This is a genomic window from Limnofasciculus baicalensis BBK-W-15 (assembly GCF_024178385.1).
GTDB lineage: Bacteria > Cyanobacteriota > Cyanobacteriia > Cyanobacteriales > Coleofasciculaceae > Limnofasciculus > Limnofasciculus baicalensis.
In genome coordinates, this window is record NZ_JAMZMM010000141.1 from 1 (window position 1) to 14,498 (window position 14,498).

11 protein-coding genes, 18 tRNA genes and 1 pseudogene are annotated in these 14,498 nt (G+C 43.3%); 26 read left to right on the forward strand and 4 right to left on the reverse strand.

Going from position 1 to position 14,498, the window contains the following annotated elements:
- The first annotated feature begins 54 nt into the window (after positions 1-54).
- Both NJ959_RS14975 and proB read left to right on the forward strand, forming a co-directional pair.
- A complete protein-coding gene (locus NJ959_RS14975) occupies positions 55-606 on the forward strand; it encodes a YqeG family HAD IIIA-type phosphatase (RefSeq protein WP_254012557.1) in 552 nt (183 codons plus the stop codon).
- A 202-nt stretch (positions 607-808) separates the two neighbouring features.
- Positions 809-1,954, forward strand: a complete 1,146-nt coding sequence (gene proB, locus NJ959_RS14980; RefSeq protein WP_254012567.1) for a glutamate 5-kinase — start codon at positions 809-811, stop codon at positions 1,952-1,954.
- Between the two features lie 158 nt (positions 1,955-2,112).
- On the opposite strand, the gene NJ959_RS14985 is transcribed toward proB, so the two are convergent.
- Positions 2,113-2,934: a Uma2 family endonuclease gene (locus NJ959_RS14985; protein WP_254012558.1), complete on the reverse strand. Its 822-nt coding sequence runs from the start codon at positions 2,932-2,934 to the stop codon at positions 2,113-2,115.
- Between the two features lie 666 nt (positions 2,935-3,600).
- Between NJ959_RS14985 and NJ959_RS14990 the strand changes: the two genes are divergently transcribed.
- From NJ959_RS14990 to NJ959_RS15095, 22 genes and pseudogenes are all read left to right on the forward strand, one after another.
- Positions 3,601-3,674: transfer RNA gene (locus NJ959_RS14990), tRNA-Asp, on the forward strand.
- 47 nt (positions 3,675-3,721) lie between these two features.
- A tRNA-Glu gene (locus NJ959_RS14995) sits at positions 3,722-3,795 on the forward strand.
- Between the two features lies 1 nt (position 3,796).
- Positions 3,797-3,869, forward strand: a tRNA-Cys gene (locus NJ959_RS15000).
- Positions 3,870-4,011: 142 nt separating this feature from the next.
- Positions 4,012-4,084, forward strand: a tRNA-Lys gene (locus NJ959_RS15005).
- A gap of 89 nt (positions 4,085-4,173) precedes the next feature.
- A tRNA-Arg gene (locus tag NJ959_RS15010) sits at positions 4,174-4,248 on the forward strand.
- Positions 4,249-4,255: 7 nt separating this feature from the next.
- Positions 4,256-4,341, forward strand: a tRNA-Ser gene (locus NJ959_RS15015).
- A 9-nt stretch (positions 4,342-4,350) separates the two neighbouring features.
- Positions 4,351-4,424, forward strand: a tRNA-Phe gene (locus NJ959_RS15020).
- A 7-nt stretch (positions 4,425-4,431) separates the two neighbouring features.
- A tRNA-Asn gene (locus NJ959_RS15025) sits at positions 4,432-4,507 on the forward strand.
- A 6-nt stretch (positions 4,508-4,513) separates the two neighbouring features.
- Positions 4,514-4,589, forward strand: a tRNA-Gln gene (locus NJ959_RS15030).
- Between the two features lie 5 nt (positions 4,590-4,594).
- Positions 4,595-4,669: transfer RNA gene (locus NJ959_RS15035), tRNA-Gln, on the forward strand.
- Positions 4,670-4,677: 8 nt separating this feature from the next.
- A pseudogene (locus NJ959_RS15040) lies at positions 4,678-4,758 on the forward strand.
- Positions 4,759-4,767: 9 nt separating this feature from the next.
- Positions 4,768-4,845, forward strand: a tRNA-Leu gene (locus NJ959_RS15045).
- Positions 4,846-4,849: 4 nt separating this feature from the next.
- A tRNA-Pro gene (locus NJ959_RS15050) sits at positions 4,850-4,922 on the forward strand.
- 3 nt (positions 4,923-4,925) lie between these two features.
- A tRNA-Leu gene (locus NJ959_RS15055) sits at positions 4,926-4,998 on the forward strand.
- Between the two features lie 59 nt (positions 4,999-5,057).
- Entirely contained in the window at positions 5,058-5,246 is a 189-nt protein-coding gene (locus NJ959_RS15060; RefSeq protein ID WP_254012559.1) for a hypothetical protein, read from the forward strand.
- 27 nt (positions 5,247-5,273) lie between these two features.
- Positions 5,274-5,347: transfer RNA gene (locus NJ959_RS15065), tRNA-Leu, on the forward strand.
- Positions 5,348-5,442: 95 nt separating this feature from the next.
- Positions 5,443-5,517, forward strand: a tRNA-Thr gene (locus tag NJ959_RS15070).
- A gap of 417 nt (positions 5,518-5,934) precedes the next feature.
- The gene (locus NJ959_RS15075) at positions 5,935-6,564 is read left to right on the forward strand and encodes a hypothetical protein (RefSeq protein ID WP_254012560.1); all 630 of its coding nucleotides are present in this window, start codon (positions 5,935-5,937) and stop codon (positions 6,562-6,564) included.
- A 125-nt stretch (positions 6,565-6,689) separates the two neighbouring features.
- Positions 6,690-6,763 (forward strand) — tRNA-Glu (locus NJ959_RS15080).
- Between the two features lie 567 nt (positions 6,764-7,330).
- Positions 7,331-7,401: transfer RNA gene (locus NJ959_RS15085), tRNA-Ala, on the forward strand.
- A gap of 135 nt (positions 7,402-7,536) precedes the next feature.
- A tRNA-Ser gene (locus NJ959_RS15090) sits at positions 7,537-7,622 on the forward strand.
- A gap of 17 nt (positions 7,623-7,639) precedes the next feature.
- Positions 7,640-7,831, forward strand: a complete 192-nt coding sequence (locus tag NJ959_RS15095) for a hypothetical protein (RefSeq protein WP_254012561.1) — start codon at positions 7,640-7,642, stop codon at positions 7,829-7,831.
- 380 nt (positions 7,832-8,211) lie between these two features.
- Here the strand turns inward: NJ959_RS15095 and mtnB are convergent, their stop codons facing one another.
- Positions 8,212-8,829 (reverse strand): methylthioribulose 1-phosphate dehydratase, encoded by a 618-nt coding sequence (gene mtnB, locus NJ959_RS15100; protein WP_254012562.1) that lies wholly within the window; start codon positions 8,827-8,829, stop codon positions 8,212-8,214.
- A 93-nt stretch (positions 8,830-8,922) separates the two neighbouring features.
- Complete coding sequence (locus tag NJ959_RS15105) at positions 8,923-9,603, reverse strand: HAD-IB family phosphatase (RefSeq protein ID WP_254012563.1); 681 nt, start codon at positions 9,601-9,603, stop codon at positions 8,923-8,925.
- A gap of 449 nt (positions 9,604-10,052) precedes the next feature.
- On the opposite strand from NJ959_RS15105, the gene NJ959_RS15110 reads away from it, so the two are divergent.
- Positions 10,053-10,415, forward strand: a complete 363-nt coding sequence (locus tag NJ959_RS15110) for a hypothetical protein (protein WP_254012564.1) — start codon at positions 10,053-10,055, stop codon at positions 10,413-10,415.
- Positions 10,416-10,585: 170 nt separating this feature from the next.
- Here the strand turns inward: NJ959_RS15110 and NJ959_RS15115 are convergent, their stop codons facing one another.
- Positions 10,586-12,067 (reverse strand): sensor histidine kinase, encoded by a 1,482-nt coding sequence (locus NJ959_RS15115; protein ID WP_254012565.1) that lies wholly within the window; start codon positions 12,065-12,067, stop codon positions 10,586-10,588.
- Positions 12,068-12,270: 203 nt separating this feature from the next.
- Between NJ959_RS15115 and NJ959_RS15120 the strand changes: the two genes are divergently transcribed.
- Positions 12,271-14,478, forward strand: coding sequence for a PhoX family protein (locus tag NJ959_RS15120; protein ID WP_254012566.1), 2,208 nt, complete (start codon positions 12,271-12,273; stop codon positions 14,476-14,478).
- Positions 14,479-14,498: the final 20 nt, after the last annotated feature.

The window sequence follows — 14,498 nt, forward strand, 5'->3', positions numbered from 1 at the left end:
CCCCAGATGCTGTTAGGCTAGAAAAGTAAAATAAATCATTACTAATAAGTGCTTATGTCTTGGGTATTAAACTTACAGCCTGACTTAATTCTAGGAGGTCCAATCTTGAGTCTGACCCAAGATATTCTACATCACCATCAGCTCAAGGGTCTGGTGCTGGATGTTGATGAGACTTTAGTGCCATTCAACTCAAGTGAGGCATCAGAGGAATTGATGGAGTGGGTGGCAGAAATCAGACAAGTAGCATCGCTGTGGTTGGTAAGTAACAATTTGAGCGAGAGTCGGATTGGCAATATTGCGCGATCGCTAAATTTGGATTATTTCCTTGGTGCGGCTAAACCGTCGCGGCGCAAGTTAAAGGAAGCGGCTGATGCCATGAGTTTACCCGTGGAAAGGGTGGCGATGGTGGGGGATCGCTTGTTCACAGATGTCTTGGCAGGAAATCGTTTGGGGATGTTCACCATTCTCGTCGAACCGATGCTCGATCCCACCAAGACTGAACTTTTCTCCCCGATTCGGGACTTTGAAGTGTGGTTCTCTCAGCTTCTAGGGGTCTCCCTCACAGGAAAGCAACAAAACTTCACAAAACCTGATAGATCGAGATAAAACGAAATATAAAGAAAACATTATGAATGGCTGGCCTCATAAAAAGTCATGGGATAGTAACAATAGTTCAAATGGGGTCAGCCAATATAAAGACCCTAACTATAAAAAACCAATCATAAATTAACTCCAGAGCGATTAGATCCTATATTGAGGAATCTAATCGCTCTGGAATTTTAGTGTTGGAGTGGAACAGCGGATAATGATCAATCAAACCATTGTCGTTAAAGTTGGCACATCTAGCCTCACCCAACCGGGAAATGGTCAACTTGCACTTTCGACGATCGCTAATATAGTTGAAACCCTAACCAGATTGAGAGCCTGTGGTTATGGTGTAGTACTAGTTACTTCTGGTGCGGTGGGGGTTGGCTGTGCCAGATTGGGGTTGAAATCCCGTCCCCAAACTATGGCACTCAAACAAGCGGTAGCGGCAGTGGGGCAAGGGCGGTTAATGCGAGTATATGACGATCTTTTTACCACTTTACAGCAACCAATCGCCCAGGTTTTAATTAGTCGCCGCGACTTTGTGCAGCGGAGTTGTTATGTTAATGCTTATGGCACATTTCAGGAATTGCTGCGGTTGGGAGTAATTCCGGTAGTGAATGAAAATGACACTGTAGCTGTTGAGGAATTAAAGTTTGGCGATAACGATACTTTAAGCGCGTTAGTTGCTAGTTTAATTGAAGCAGATTGGTTGTTTTTATTAACAGATGTAGATCGGCTTTATTCAGCAGATCCTCGTCAAGTACCAGATGCACAACCTATTTCATTAGTAACTAGAATTGAAGAATTAGAAGAACTCCAAGTACAAACGGGTGACGCTGGTTCCCAGTGGGGAACGGGTGGGATGGTAACTAAAATTACTGCAGCTAAAATTGCGACTAGTGCGGGAGTAAGGACAGTAATTACTGAAGGAAAACGCCCGGAAAATATTGAAAAAATCTTACAAGGAGAACCCCTCGGTACGCAGTTTGAAGCTCAACCTCGGACGGATAATGCCCGGAAGCGTTGGATTGCTTATAGTTTAGTGCCTACTGGGAAAATTTATTTAGATAATGGAGCAGTTACTGCTATTTGTCAAGGGGGTAAGTCTTTGTTGGCGGCGGGAATTAGTAGGATTGAGGGAGATTTTCGTCCATCTGATGCGGTACGGCTATGTGATAGTAATGAGGTGGAAATTGCTAGGGGTTTGGTGAATTATAGTAGTAATGAATTGCAGCAGATTCGGGGGCATAAATCGGAGGAGATTCCGGTTATTTTGGGGTATGAGGGGGCGGATACTGTGGTGCATCGAGATAATTTGGTTTTGTTGGTTTCTGCTGGGGCTAAAGTTGAGTCATCTGGCGGTTAAAACCGCATCTACACAAACAAAACCTGCCTCCGCAGGTTTCAAAGCTACTAATTTGATCTTAGTCCGCGAAGGCGGACTTTGTTTGTGTAGCCGCGATTTCCAATCGCTTTGGCTTATTGCGATTGGTGCAAGGGGTGAATTTTAACTCCCTGATTTGATTACTCAATCTCATCAGGATTAATCCCCTGAGAGCGTAAGTAAGCAGCTAATTTATCCGCCCGCATACGCTCTTCTTCCGCCCGTTGGTGTTCTTGTTCCGCTCTCTGACGCTCTTCTTCAACTCTCTGACGCTCTTCTGCCAACCTTTCCATACCCCACAAAAGCAAATTTCCCCCTTCATCCCACCACCGCAACCAATAACCAAATCGCCCTGATTTTTCCCCTCGCCATGTGCCTAAAAATAACCCCATCTCAGCAATCCAGTGCCTTCCTTCAGGTGATGGTAATTCCAATTCATACCGTTGCTCTTGTAAGCGATAAACTTCTAGTAATCCTGTTTCTCCAGAGAAGATAACGTAAGTTGGTACTTTCAGGATTTGTTCATAAAAAAACCACTTTCCTACCGGATGAATCCGTTTAACTGAATATTCCTCCCCATCCTTATCTGATAGGAATTCCATCACAATGATGGGAGTTTCTCCTTCTAAATTAGGAGTATAACTTTTGCGATCCGTGATGCGATTGGAAACCCCATCGCCTCCACTAGTTAACTGTTGTATTGAATTGACATAAAACCAATCAGGTGCTTTGATTTCTAACTCGTTATTTACCGTGGCACAAATACCTAAATTGCCACCAATTAACATTTCTGGTTTGATATACCCCATCAATTCTAGAGGTTCCCGCAATGCCCCAGCAATCAAAGGTTGACCAGTATTTTGCACAGGCTCTTCTTCTAATTTAAAGTTATCAGGTAGTTTGTCCCAGGTAATGGTGGGTTTTGGTGTTAGTCTGATTAATTTTTCTTGTGCGATAACCATAACTTTACCAACGGCTATTTTATATGTTTATTCTAATCTCAATTTAACAGGAGATTGCGATCGCTCTGGCGAGTAAAGCAAGCAAATCGCGGCATCCGTATAGTCTAGATCCCCAGGCAGATGCGATCGCTATATCAGTTATTGGGCTGTAACCCGCGTACTCCACATACTCTTAGCAGAGCGATCGCACCTAATGAACGCAGCACGAGCGCGAGCGCACCTCCCACACTCCGAGCCATGCGATCGCGTGGCTCTGCTGCAAGCCCATCGCACTCCACCTACTCCCTACAAACTGTAACACGCCCAAACTTCCTCCCCGTCAGCATTTCAGGCAATTTAAAAAAATTTTGCCCAAACCCTTGACATTTATGTAGTATTTTTGTAGTATGTATTTAAGGCGAAAGAGAAAGAGCCAAACAGCTCGACTCCAAGCCATTATACCGAACCTTGAAAACTAAATATGTAATACACCTTTTCATCAAACTGGGGGCGCAACTCAACGGCAAGTTCCGGATTATCCCAAATCCCAAGAACTTTCAACAGCTAGCTGCAACCCATCCTCACCAAGAGGATTTCCAGCAGATGAAGATAACAGTTACCCGTGCTGAACGACATCCAAAGTCAAAGTCAGTATCGGAAACAGATATCTGCATTTACTGGAATTATGAGGCTGTAGCTCAGTTGGTTAGAGTGTCGCTCTGTCACAGCGAAGGTCGCGGGTTCAAGCCCCGTCAGCCTCGTTCGGCAGCTAGTCTTGGCTTTTGAGTTGCACTGTCCCCCCTTAAATGGCCCTATAGGCGAACGGTTTAAGCCACCACTCTTTCAAAGTGGAAATTGCGGGTTCAAATCCCGTTAGGGCTATGGTCGAGTAGCTAAGCGACGAAAGCGTCGGTCTGCAAAACCGAAATTCGTGGGTTTGAATCCCACCTCGACCTCTTAATTAATTAGACCTCTTGCATAAATTCTAGAAGGGTGAAGCATTTGCGGATAAAACCCTTGATTTCCCTATAAATCTGGGCGCAAATGCTACTCCCCTACACCTAAATATCGAATGAGAGCAAGATGTCTATTGTGTATGAGAGTATAGCTCAATTGGCAGAGCAGTCGGCTTTTAACCGACTCGTTGCAGGTTCAATTCCTGCTACTCTCATCGGACTTGCGTCGCTATCTGTAGGGTGCGTTATGCGACAGCTAACGCACCATTTCTACCCATATAGAATGTAGCAGCGTTAGTTCCGTGAGAGTGTAGTTTAACGGGATAAAACATCAGTCTACGAAACTGAAGAAGTGAAGGTTCAAATCCTTCCACTCTCGTCAACTTGGAGAGGTTGCCGAGTGGCTGAAGGGGCAGACTTGGAAAGTCTGATTAGGTTTTACCTAACGCAGGTTCAAATCCTGTCCTCTCCGTTTAAATTTCCCCCGGTAGCTCAGTTGGTAAGAGCGCTGGTCTGAAAAACCAGAGGTCGTCAGTTCAATACTGACCTGGGGGACTATCGTTGCCCTGTAGCTCAGTGGTAGTAGCAGTCGCCTGTTAAGCGAAGGGTCGTAGGTTCAATCCCTACCAGGGCAGCCAATTTATTGCCAGGTGGACGAATAGCAAGTCGCTGTAGCTCTGAACTATAGAGTCGTGGGTGCAACCCCTACCCTGGCAGCCATTTATTGCCCTGTAGTGTAACTGGCAGCATATCTGACTTTGACTCAGACGGTCTAGGTTCAAACCCTGGCGGGGCAGCCAAATCTTATGCTCCTGTAGCCCAATCGGAAGAGGCCGCTACCTCAAAATTAGTAGTTATTCATGTGTGGGTTCGACTCCCATCGGGAGCATGAAAACTCGCTCCTGTAGCCCAATTGGCAGAGGCCACCGTTTTAAAAACGGTTGATTTAGTGTGGGTTCGACTCCCATCAGGAGCATTAACGGGATGTCATTCAGCGGCGAGAAGCCATACTTTGGGAGTATGGAGTCGCAGGTTCAAATCCTGCCATCCCGATATGCCCCTGTGACGTAATTGGAAACCGTCGCAAGTCCAGAACTTGCGTTTGCTGGTTCGAGTCCAGTCAGGGGTACTTACCTTGGCAGCCCACCGTTTTGGCAAGATACTTACTGCTCTCAACTTTGTTCTAATTTGGCATCTAGACGAGCTATCCGACCTTCTAAAGAAGAACTACAAGAACTGATTTGGACAAAACCAACTTCTCAACTAGCTAAAGATTTTGGAGTTAGTGGCAAAGCCATAGAAAAATGGTGCAAAGCCTACGGAATAGAAAAACCACCCAGAGGTTATTGGGCTAAAAAACAATATTCTCAGCTCTAAATTATCATTATAAATTATTTAATTTTTGCCCTTGTAGCCCAATCGGAAGAGGCACTAGGCTAAGGACCTAGTTGGTGCTGGTTCAAGTCCAGTCAGGGGCATTGGTGGACGATGCGGGTGACTTAGCTACGGTAGGCTTGGAGGTCTCATAAGCCTCTTATTAGCAGGTTCAATTCCTGCCCCCGCCACCAACAATGCAGGTGTAATGTAACTGGCAACATGAGGCTTTCGTAAAGCCTTCTTGCGAGTTCAAATCTCGCCATCTGCTCCAGAGTAAGTAGCTTCACAGTTTAGGTAAAGCTGGAATTTCCTCCTTCCCAAATTTGCAGCTGAGAATACTATTCTCATTGGTAACTATGGTATTTGTCAATTTGCGTGAGATGGAGTTGCACAGTTGTGGAGTTGCGATCGCAGTTTTCACGATTTAGATTATTCCCGCTAGCATCGCACTTATATAAGCAGGTTCGTAGTAGGCACTGAAGTGCCTAAAAAATCATCAGAACCAAGCACTAAAGTACTTACTACGAACGAGAGCAATATAACTGGATATGATATTACTTTTAATTCAAATGCAGGTGTGATGTAACAGGAACATGAGGCTCTTGTAAAGCCTTCTTACGAGTGCGAATCTCGTCACCTGCTTGTAACTTTATTAGGTCGAATTTAGGTTAAGGAGGAGGATAGTAGGATGACCACAATGACTGTCACTGATGCTCTGGCAGAATTGACGCTATTGGCAAAGCGAATTGATTCAGCTAGAGCGGCTTTGGATAATAATACTTTAATTGCTGTGGTGGAAGTTGGGAAAGTGCCAACTGGTTTTAAATCGAGAGATGAACATTCACAACAAGCCAGGGCTGCTTTGCAAAGAGTGGATGCTTTAATTACCAGACGACGGGTGATTAAAAGAGCGATTGTACTATCTAATGCGGCGACAATGGTTTCTGTTGCAGGTCAAGAAATGACTGTGGCAGAAGCGATTGAAATGAAAAGTTTTATCGCTTACTCTGAATCAGTTCTTAATACAATGACATCGGTTTACAATCGCACTCGGAATGAGTATAAAATCGCTCAAGCACGAGTGAAAGAACGACTCGATAAGTTGGCAATGGAAGTCTTGGGTAAGAATGCTGCTTCTGAGAAATATCAATCTCTGGCAGATAGTTTCTTAGCACGAGAGGGTGTGGAATTGCTCGATCCAATTAATCTGGCTGAAGATATTGAAAGACGACAGGCGTTTGTGGAAGAGTTTAAATCAACTTGCGATCGCGTTCTTTCAATTAGTAACGCTCGGACTATGATTGAAGTGACTGATTAATTTCAAGTTGTGTGCAAATACAGGACTTACGCAAAACCTCTATCTGTAGGGTGCGTTATGTAACGCACCCTACTATATATATAAACTTGCTGGTCACTTGAAAATCTCTAAATTTATGGTACAAAGGATGGATAGCCGAATGGACAGGCGCGTGACTCTCAATCATGAATATGTTGGGTTCGATTCCCAACTCCATCCGCGATTAAGTTCAAAGGTTAAAGCTCAAAGCTTAACGCTTAAAATTCAATCGTTAAACCTTAGACAATCAACCCTTAAACCCCAAAGCTTAATCTTCGATAAAATCCAGGGTTTTGGTTGTAGGTTCCATAAAACCTTGAGGTTCCCACCTGGCTGAGTGGTCAGCATTTTTAATAACCCCAAAAACCCGCCAGAGAATACTATCTCTGTCTAATAGCTTAAGTCGGTTGAAATTGAGATCTTGCACCAGTTGCAATAAACCGGAGGCAGAGCCTCCAAACCCTCGTTCCCAGGTTGAACCTGGGAACGAGAATATACTATCTCTGTCTAATAGCTTAAGTCGGTTGAAACCGACTATTAAGAAAGGATTTAAGTCCGTTTTAACGGACTTAAGCTATTAGACAGTGGTTTTAACCACTGGCGGTTTTGGCAACTGGTGCAATATCTCAGTTCAATCCCTGTCAGGACTACCAATTATGGGAGTGTAGCTCATAGCTGGCTGCTAGAAAGATGTGGGTTCTATTCCGAATAGTATCCACCAAATCTGATTTTTTCTGATAGTTTTTATGGGGGCTTGATGTAATGGAAACATGCGATCCTTGCAAGATTGCTACAGGGGTTCAACTCCCCTAGTCTCCATCCGGTAGGAAAAGCTATATTTGGCAAAAATATGGTTTTTTCTACTAACTATGGTATCTGAAGCCAAAGTGGTCCCGGCGCTTGTTTGTGGAACAAGTAATTAGGGAGTTCAAGTCTCCTCAGATACCCTGAAATGGAAGGTGCCGCCGAATGGACGGCAAGCGGTTTTGAACACCGTGGTACGGCTAATAACCGTAGGAGTTCGATTCTTCCACCTTCCTTCAAAAACATATTAGATTTGACATTATTTTTACTGATTTTATTTTGGGAAGATGCCGCTAAATGGATAGCAACCAGTCTCGAAAGCTGGGGTACGGGTAATTCCTGTAAAGGTAGCTCCGAAGGAGCCGCTTCGCTAACGATTCCTTCATCTTCCTTTTCTCCACCGGAAGCCGAGAAGCGAGGCACTGTGCTGATAACGCAGAGGTAGAAGGGGCAGTACCTTCCCGGTGGATTTGTTTGTAGGTAGACTCTAAATGAAATTTAATAGCTAAAGCTATGCTTTACTTGATTCTACCAAAACATCATAGAAGCTGAGAGCCTCCAAGGGGGAAGAAAGATGACTGCATCAGAGATTTGAACCTCAAAAGGAAGAAGGTTTTGATAGCATAAGTATGGATGCGATCGCAATTTTTCTAACTAGCCTATATGGCGCTTTACTATCGCTGTAATATTTGTCGCCATCAAAAATGAAAGCCCTGTTGGTTTTACTCAGCTTTATCCAAGCTTTTCCTCAGTATCTATGAAGCGGATATGAATGCTAATGTTCTCCAGGATAACTTGGAGGGCATTTTTTTTTGTCTAGGTATGTTAAAAGCCAACTGTGCGAGCTGCTACCATATAGCGAAAGATGTATTCGGCTATCTCCAAGAAATTGCTCGCTTCTCTTGGTGAAGATGCCCAAACTGTGATACCATGATCTCGAATCAGCAAGGCACTTACAGAGGGTGGAGTAATCTCGAAGCGATCGCAAATATCTTGAGCAATCCGAGGTAAATCTAAATGGTTGACAAATATCGGCATTGTCACCTGGGGATTTTCCTCCCATACTCCCAATCCCTTCAACATTTCTAAGGGGGGTAATGGTAGATTATCGCTATCGGTAAACCGAGAAACCAGATTTGCCTCTATGGAGTGAACATGATAGCAAGCTTCTGCTTCTGGAAATAGGGAGTAGATAGTTTGATGAATGCTAGTTTCCGCAGAAGGACGAACATCAGGATGGGGTTGTTCGATTATCGTACCATCTAATTTCATCCGGACGAAATCAGTACTAGTTAATTCTCCTTTATTACGTCCACTGGCAGTAATCCAGAAGCTACCATCTGGTATCCGCACCGACAGATTGCCAGCAGTACCCATCATCCATCCTAACTGATAGAAGTGACTTGCCGCAGCAATTATGGTTTGTCTGGGATTGGTTTCCATTTAGTTGTTGGTTATTGGTTGTTGGTTGTTGGTTGTTGGTTATTGGTTGTTGGTTATTGGTTGTTGGTTATTGGTTGTTGGTTGTTTGTCTCCCTACTCCCTACTCCCTACTCCCCACTCCCCACTCCCCATCCAGTGCTGAGATAACTCTTGGCGGATATCGAAAAAATCATGCCAGGGGATGTAGGGATGATGGCGCTCATCGAGGTATTGACTGAGGCGATCGCGGGCAAATACAATTGAGGCACTCAATGCCATATTCAAGTCTGTTACCGAATCTCCAATCCCAATCTGCTCATCGGCTGGATGTTGTGCCATTACTTTTACTTTAGAGACTAGCTCTGTATCTCCCTCAAACTCAGAGCATACTTTGAGAAATTCCCCACTGGTATTGATATCCACAGCATAAATTCCCGCCACTCGCCCCAATAAAGATTCTCCCGATTTACCTCCACGACTCAATACTATTTCCACCATATCTCGCAAACCACCGGAAACAACGATAAAGGGTACACCCCCCTCGTCGAGAAAGTCTAGCAATTCTTCTAAACCGGGGCGAATTAGTGCCGTTTGGGCATAAGCAAGGATTTCTGGATAACAATCTGAGGGAATTGATTCTAGCATCTGACGGACACCTTCCCGCAGAGTTAACCGCATCGCGTATATTTCTGGCATTACTTGGGCAGATACCTCTGGTGCAAAATGCTTCAGGATTCCCACAAAGGTTTCCGTTGTCGTAATCGTACCGTCAAAGTCGCAGAAGACTACTTTCATTAGGGAGTAGGGAGTAGGGAGTAGGGAGTAGGGAGTAGGGAGTAGGGGAGAAGAGTTTTAACTCAAAAGTCTATTCCACATCTATATTTTATTAATTCAAGCAGAGAATATTCCTCAAGTTTCTTTGTTGTAAGATGAATATACAAGATTATCCTGCTGATAGCGATCGCATCGTGAAGGATTACATAATAGGCACACTAATAAACAGAGCGTTTAAGTAAGCTATCAGCGAACAACTAAGCCATCCTCCATTTTATTGACATATTCCCCCTAGCCCCTAGCCCCTAGCCCCTAGCCCCTTCTTAAAGATTCAGTGTAGTTGTCTTAATTCCAACTACTACCACTAGCCGCTTGGCTTTAAGTGAGCCAGAATGTGTATGTGGAGTCATGGATAAACCATCAGCAGTATCAGGGGCAGAAACTAAGTCTAACGAATAATAGCGAAATAAATGAGTATCAATTACCCAATCATCGAAACCCAACTCAGATTAATCAGAGCATTGCAGCGAGGATATGCCGAAGCCCTTGAAGCTGGTGACTGGCAAGCAGCCGATTATCGCTGTGCCCACTTATACAAGTTGTGCGAAAGCCTCCACCATCTCAGTTGTTTGCTGGAAAGGAATACCCCAATCGCAACGACTACAGTGACACCCAAGAGTACTAATAATAATTGGGTTAGTACTATTCGCTCCAATACCCCTATTCATTCTTTGAGCGAATCTTCTGAGGTAAATGAAAAACCTGTGCCATCAAGAGCTATGCCACCAGAGCCACCTCCTATTGATGAAGTGTGGAATCAGCATCAGCAATGATTACCATTTTTGGGGAATGGGGGGAGGTAACTTCCCCTTTTTCCTATTGACATTAGTATATAGCGCTTCTCAGTTAAGTGAGGTGCAAAGAAACCCGGTTTCTTGAAGAAACCGGGTTTCTGAGGGTTTCTCTTGTGTACTCGAGCCAACTGAAAACTATCTGACAACTTCTAGATGTTTACTGCAACTTGGGATGAGACGTTGACTGCTGAGGTTTTTAGTTGTTTAATTGGTAGCGCGATCGCAAATTCTGTTCCTTGTCCCAGCTCAGACTTCACCTCAATTTTACCCTGATGCTGTGTGATAATTTGATAACATATTGAAAGTCCTAACCCCGTACCCTTCCCTACCTCTTTTGTTGTGAAAAAGGGATCGAAAATCTTTTCCCTAATTTTGGCAGGAATACCAGAAGCATTATCCCTAATTCTTACTTTAATTTGATTATTTCCTAATCTTTCTGTCGCGATTTTAATTTGCTTGTTAGGGCAATTAGATTCACTATTTAGAGCATCAATCGCATTTTGCAAAATATTCATGAATACCTGATTTAGTTGGGCAGGATAACACTCAACTAATGGCAATTCTCCATATTGTTTACTTACTTCTATCCCTTGTTTAAGCTGATGATTGAGAATTAATATCGTGCTATCAATTCCCTCATGGATATTAACAGGTTTTATTTCATTTGTATCCAGCCGAGAGAAGTTCCGTAAGGATAGGATAAGCTTATGAATACGTTCAGATCCCATTTTCATTGAATCCAGGCTTTTTGGTAAATCTTTGATTAGAAAATCAAAGTCTATTACTTTTATCTTGTCTTGGATTACAGGTGTTGAATTGGGATACTCTTCTTGGTATATCTGGACTAATTCTATCAGATCTTGGGCATAAGTATTCGCGTAGTCGATATTGTTAGAAATAAAGTTAACAGGATTGTTGATTTCATGGGCGATTCCTGCTAACATTTGCCCTAGACTAGACATTTTTTCGCTTTGGATTAATTGCGCTTGAGTTTCTTTAAGATCTTTGATTGTTTGATTCAGTTTATCGTGAGTTTCTACAAGTTGCTGATTCTTCTGCGAAAGTTCTTGAGTATCTGCGGCTACTCTTTGAATTAGACTATTGAATGTAGTGGCTAATATTCCAATTTCGTCTTCTGTAGTTACGGGTACTTGGATATCAAAATTACCTTCTTGAGCAATTTTTTGGGCAACAGCGGTGATATCTTTGATGGGTTGAGCGATGATTCTGCTAGTATAGAGAGATATAATAACTGCGATTGTAACTGATAATAGGATACTGACGACAATAATGGTAAGTCTAAGCCTCTCTGCCATCCAACCCTTTTTCTCTGCTTCCTCATATTCTTCGTGTGCAAATGCACTCAGTTGAGAGATTTGATCCGCAAGACCATCCAGTGTAAAAAATTGAGGATTATTATTCAGCTTTAAAAGACGGTTGTGAATGGGAGCCAATCCTTCTGGTGTCAGGGGATAATTTTTAAATTGCTTAAAAATATCTTCAGTTTCATTCAAGTAATTTCTGACAAATATTTGATATGTTTGTATAATATATCTGGCTTTTTTAATTTCTTCTGGCATTTCCTTGACTTGAGTATCTTTGGTATGACCTTCCGATGCGTTAAAAAACACCAAACCCAAACACCCCACCAGAGAGTATTTTACATGCAGGCACAATTTCCCATTGTAAGAATAGCACAAAAAAGCAAATCGCACCTTAACCAGAAACTCACCCCACTCTTAACCTCCTGCTAAACTAAAAGCGATAAGATAAGTCCTAAGCTGCTAGAATTTACCTCGATCGGATCAAAGCCAATCCCAAGGAAGAGGCAGTAATGACCATTAAACGTCGAGATTTCCTCCTATTTATGGGAGCTAGTGCAGGTACAGTAGCATTGACATCCTGTCTGGCGGGGAACGATATACCCAAAACCGGACCAAAAGTCGATGCCAAAGAAACTGGCATTGGCTTCAAACCAGTCAAAGGACCAATGCCCCTGGAAACAGATAGTCTGATATCAACTAAACAAGGAGAAGACTATCGTCGTTATGAGGTGATAGACGATATAGTCTTGCCAGAAGGCTTTACCTACGATATCATTGCCGCTTGGGGCGATAAAATCGGTAATTCTCGCTTTGGATATAATAACGATTACCTCTCATTTATCGAAACAGGTACGGACGAAGGTTTCCTCAGTATTAACTTTGAGTACATTAGTGGCAAGATATGGATGGAAACATATCCACAGGTAATCGGGAAGTCTTTGCCATTCGATGAAGTAAAAGCAGCGGCAGCTAAAACAGAAGGTAAAATAAATGCCTTTGCCTTGCCAGATAACGATCCAGTCAAAGGTAAAATTAAAGAAATTTGTCAAGAAGCCTTATTAGATCTAGGATTAGGTGCGATATCGATTCGCAAAGACAGCGATGGCAAGTGGACTCGCACTAATTCTAAAGCAGATCGGAGAATTACAGGTATTGCTGGTTTAGAAGACAAACGCTATCTGAAAATCACAGGACCTGCAACAGCAGTATTGAGAAAAGACAAGGGGAAAGGATATATTGACGGATTAAGCGATCGCATTATCGGTACTTTTGCTAACTGTGCAGGCGGGACAACCCCTTGGGGTACAGTCCTCAGTGCCGAAGAAAACTTCCAAGACCAAGTACCCGAACCAGTATATCCTGATGGTACAGCATTTAAGCCAGAAGCATTGCCCTTTGCGATCGCAGATTCTGGTATTGAAGGATTGGGTAATGTTTTTGGGTTAGCTGGGAATAAGTACGGCTGGATGGTGGAAATCGATCCGGCAAATCCCAATGACTACGGGACTAAACATAGTTGGCTAGGTAGGTTTCGTCATGAAGCCGTTGCAGTTAAGGCAGTGGCAGAGAAACCCATAGCAGTATATTCCGGTTGCGATCGCAGAGGCGGTCATATTTATAAGTTTATTAGTAAAGGTATCGTTAAAGATATTGAAAATAAGGCTAATTCTGGTTTAATGTCAGATGGTATGCTCTACGCGGCTGTTTTTGAACCCGATGGCACTGGTAAGTGGATTGCTCTGGAACCAAAAACACCAGTAAATCCAGTATTGCCCAGTATAGTGGAAGGGAATTTAGTTACCCTGCCCAAACGTCCCGAAGGTGGGATTTTTGAAATCAAAACCGATGCTGAAGCTACTGAATTTAAGCAAAAGTTTGCTACATTAGGGGATTTGTATCAAGGGAGTGCGATCGAAAAACAAGGTGCTATTTTAATTGATGCCCACTATGCTGCTAATGCCATAGGTGCTACCACAACAGCCAGACCCGAAGATCTTGCCTTAGCTACCGATGGTTCAGTATATATTGCCTTCACCTCTGGTACTCCCAGTAGTGATGGTGGTCCAGACAAGCGGGTTTTCAAAGGACCAAAAGGAGAAACTCCTTGGGAATATGGCTGGATTGTACAGCTAAAAGAAGATGGAGACGATCCCGCATCACTAACATTTAAGTGGACATCTTTTGCCATGGGCGGGGAGCCTGCTGAGGGAGGGGCGGGATTTTCTAACCCAGATAATTTAGAATTTGACCAAAATGGTAATCTGTGGCTGGTGACAGATATGTCCACAGGTAAGCATAACCAAGCTCTTCCCAGTCGGGTTGATAAAGAAGGGAAACCATTGAGTCAAGGTGATATTCAGGGAATTTTTGGTAATAACTCGATGTGGGTGATGCCGACGACTGGCGCAAATGCCGGAAAAGCATATCAATTTGGAATAGGACCAATAGAGTGCGAATTGACAGGACCATTTTTTACTCCTGATAATCAAACCTTATTTTTATCAGTCCAACATCCTGGAGAACAAAATGGCACAAGAAAGGATAAAGCCTTACAAACTCGCAAGTTTGCTATGAAAACTACTGATGGTAAGGATTTTATCCAGGAACGTCAAGTGCCAATCGGCTCAAATTGGCCTGGAAATAAATCAAATAATCCACCCAAACCAGCCGTGGTAGTAATTCGGCGATTGGATGGGAAAGCTATTAGTGCAGTTTGACTTGAAAGGGGAGTAGGGAG

What these genes read in the sequence shown, in the direction of transcription:
- NJ959_RS14975 (WP_254012557.1), top strand. Translation starts at nt 55, where the DNA reads ATGTCTTGGGTATTAAACTTACAGCCTGACTTAATTCTAGGAGGTCCA.
- NJ959_RS15105 (WP_254012563.1), bottom strand. Translation starts at nt 9,603, where the DNA reads ATGAAAGTAGTCTTCTGCGACTTTGACGGTACGATTACGACAACGGAA.
- NJ959_RS15120 (WP_254012566.1), top strand. Translation starts at nt 12,271, where the DNA reads ATGACCATTAAACGTCGAGATTTCCTCCTATTTATGGGAGCTAGTGCA.
- NJ959_RS14985 (WP_254012558.1), bottom strand. Translation starts at nt 2,934, where the DNA reads ATGGTTATCGCACAAGAAAAATTAATCAGACTAACACCAAAACCCACC.
- NJ959_RS15110 (WP_254012564.1), top strand. Translation starts at nt 10,053, where the DNA reads ATGAGTATCAATTACCCAATCATCGAAACCCAACTCAGATTAATCAGA.
- NJ959_RS15075 (WP_254012560.1), top strand. Translation starts at nt 5,935, where the DNA reads ATGACCACAATGACTGTCACTGATGCTCTGGCAGAATTGACGCTATTG.
- mtnB (WP_254012562.1), bottom strand. Translation starts at nt 8,829, where the DNA reads ATGGAAACCAATCCCAGACAAACCATAATTGCTGCGGCAAGTCACTTC.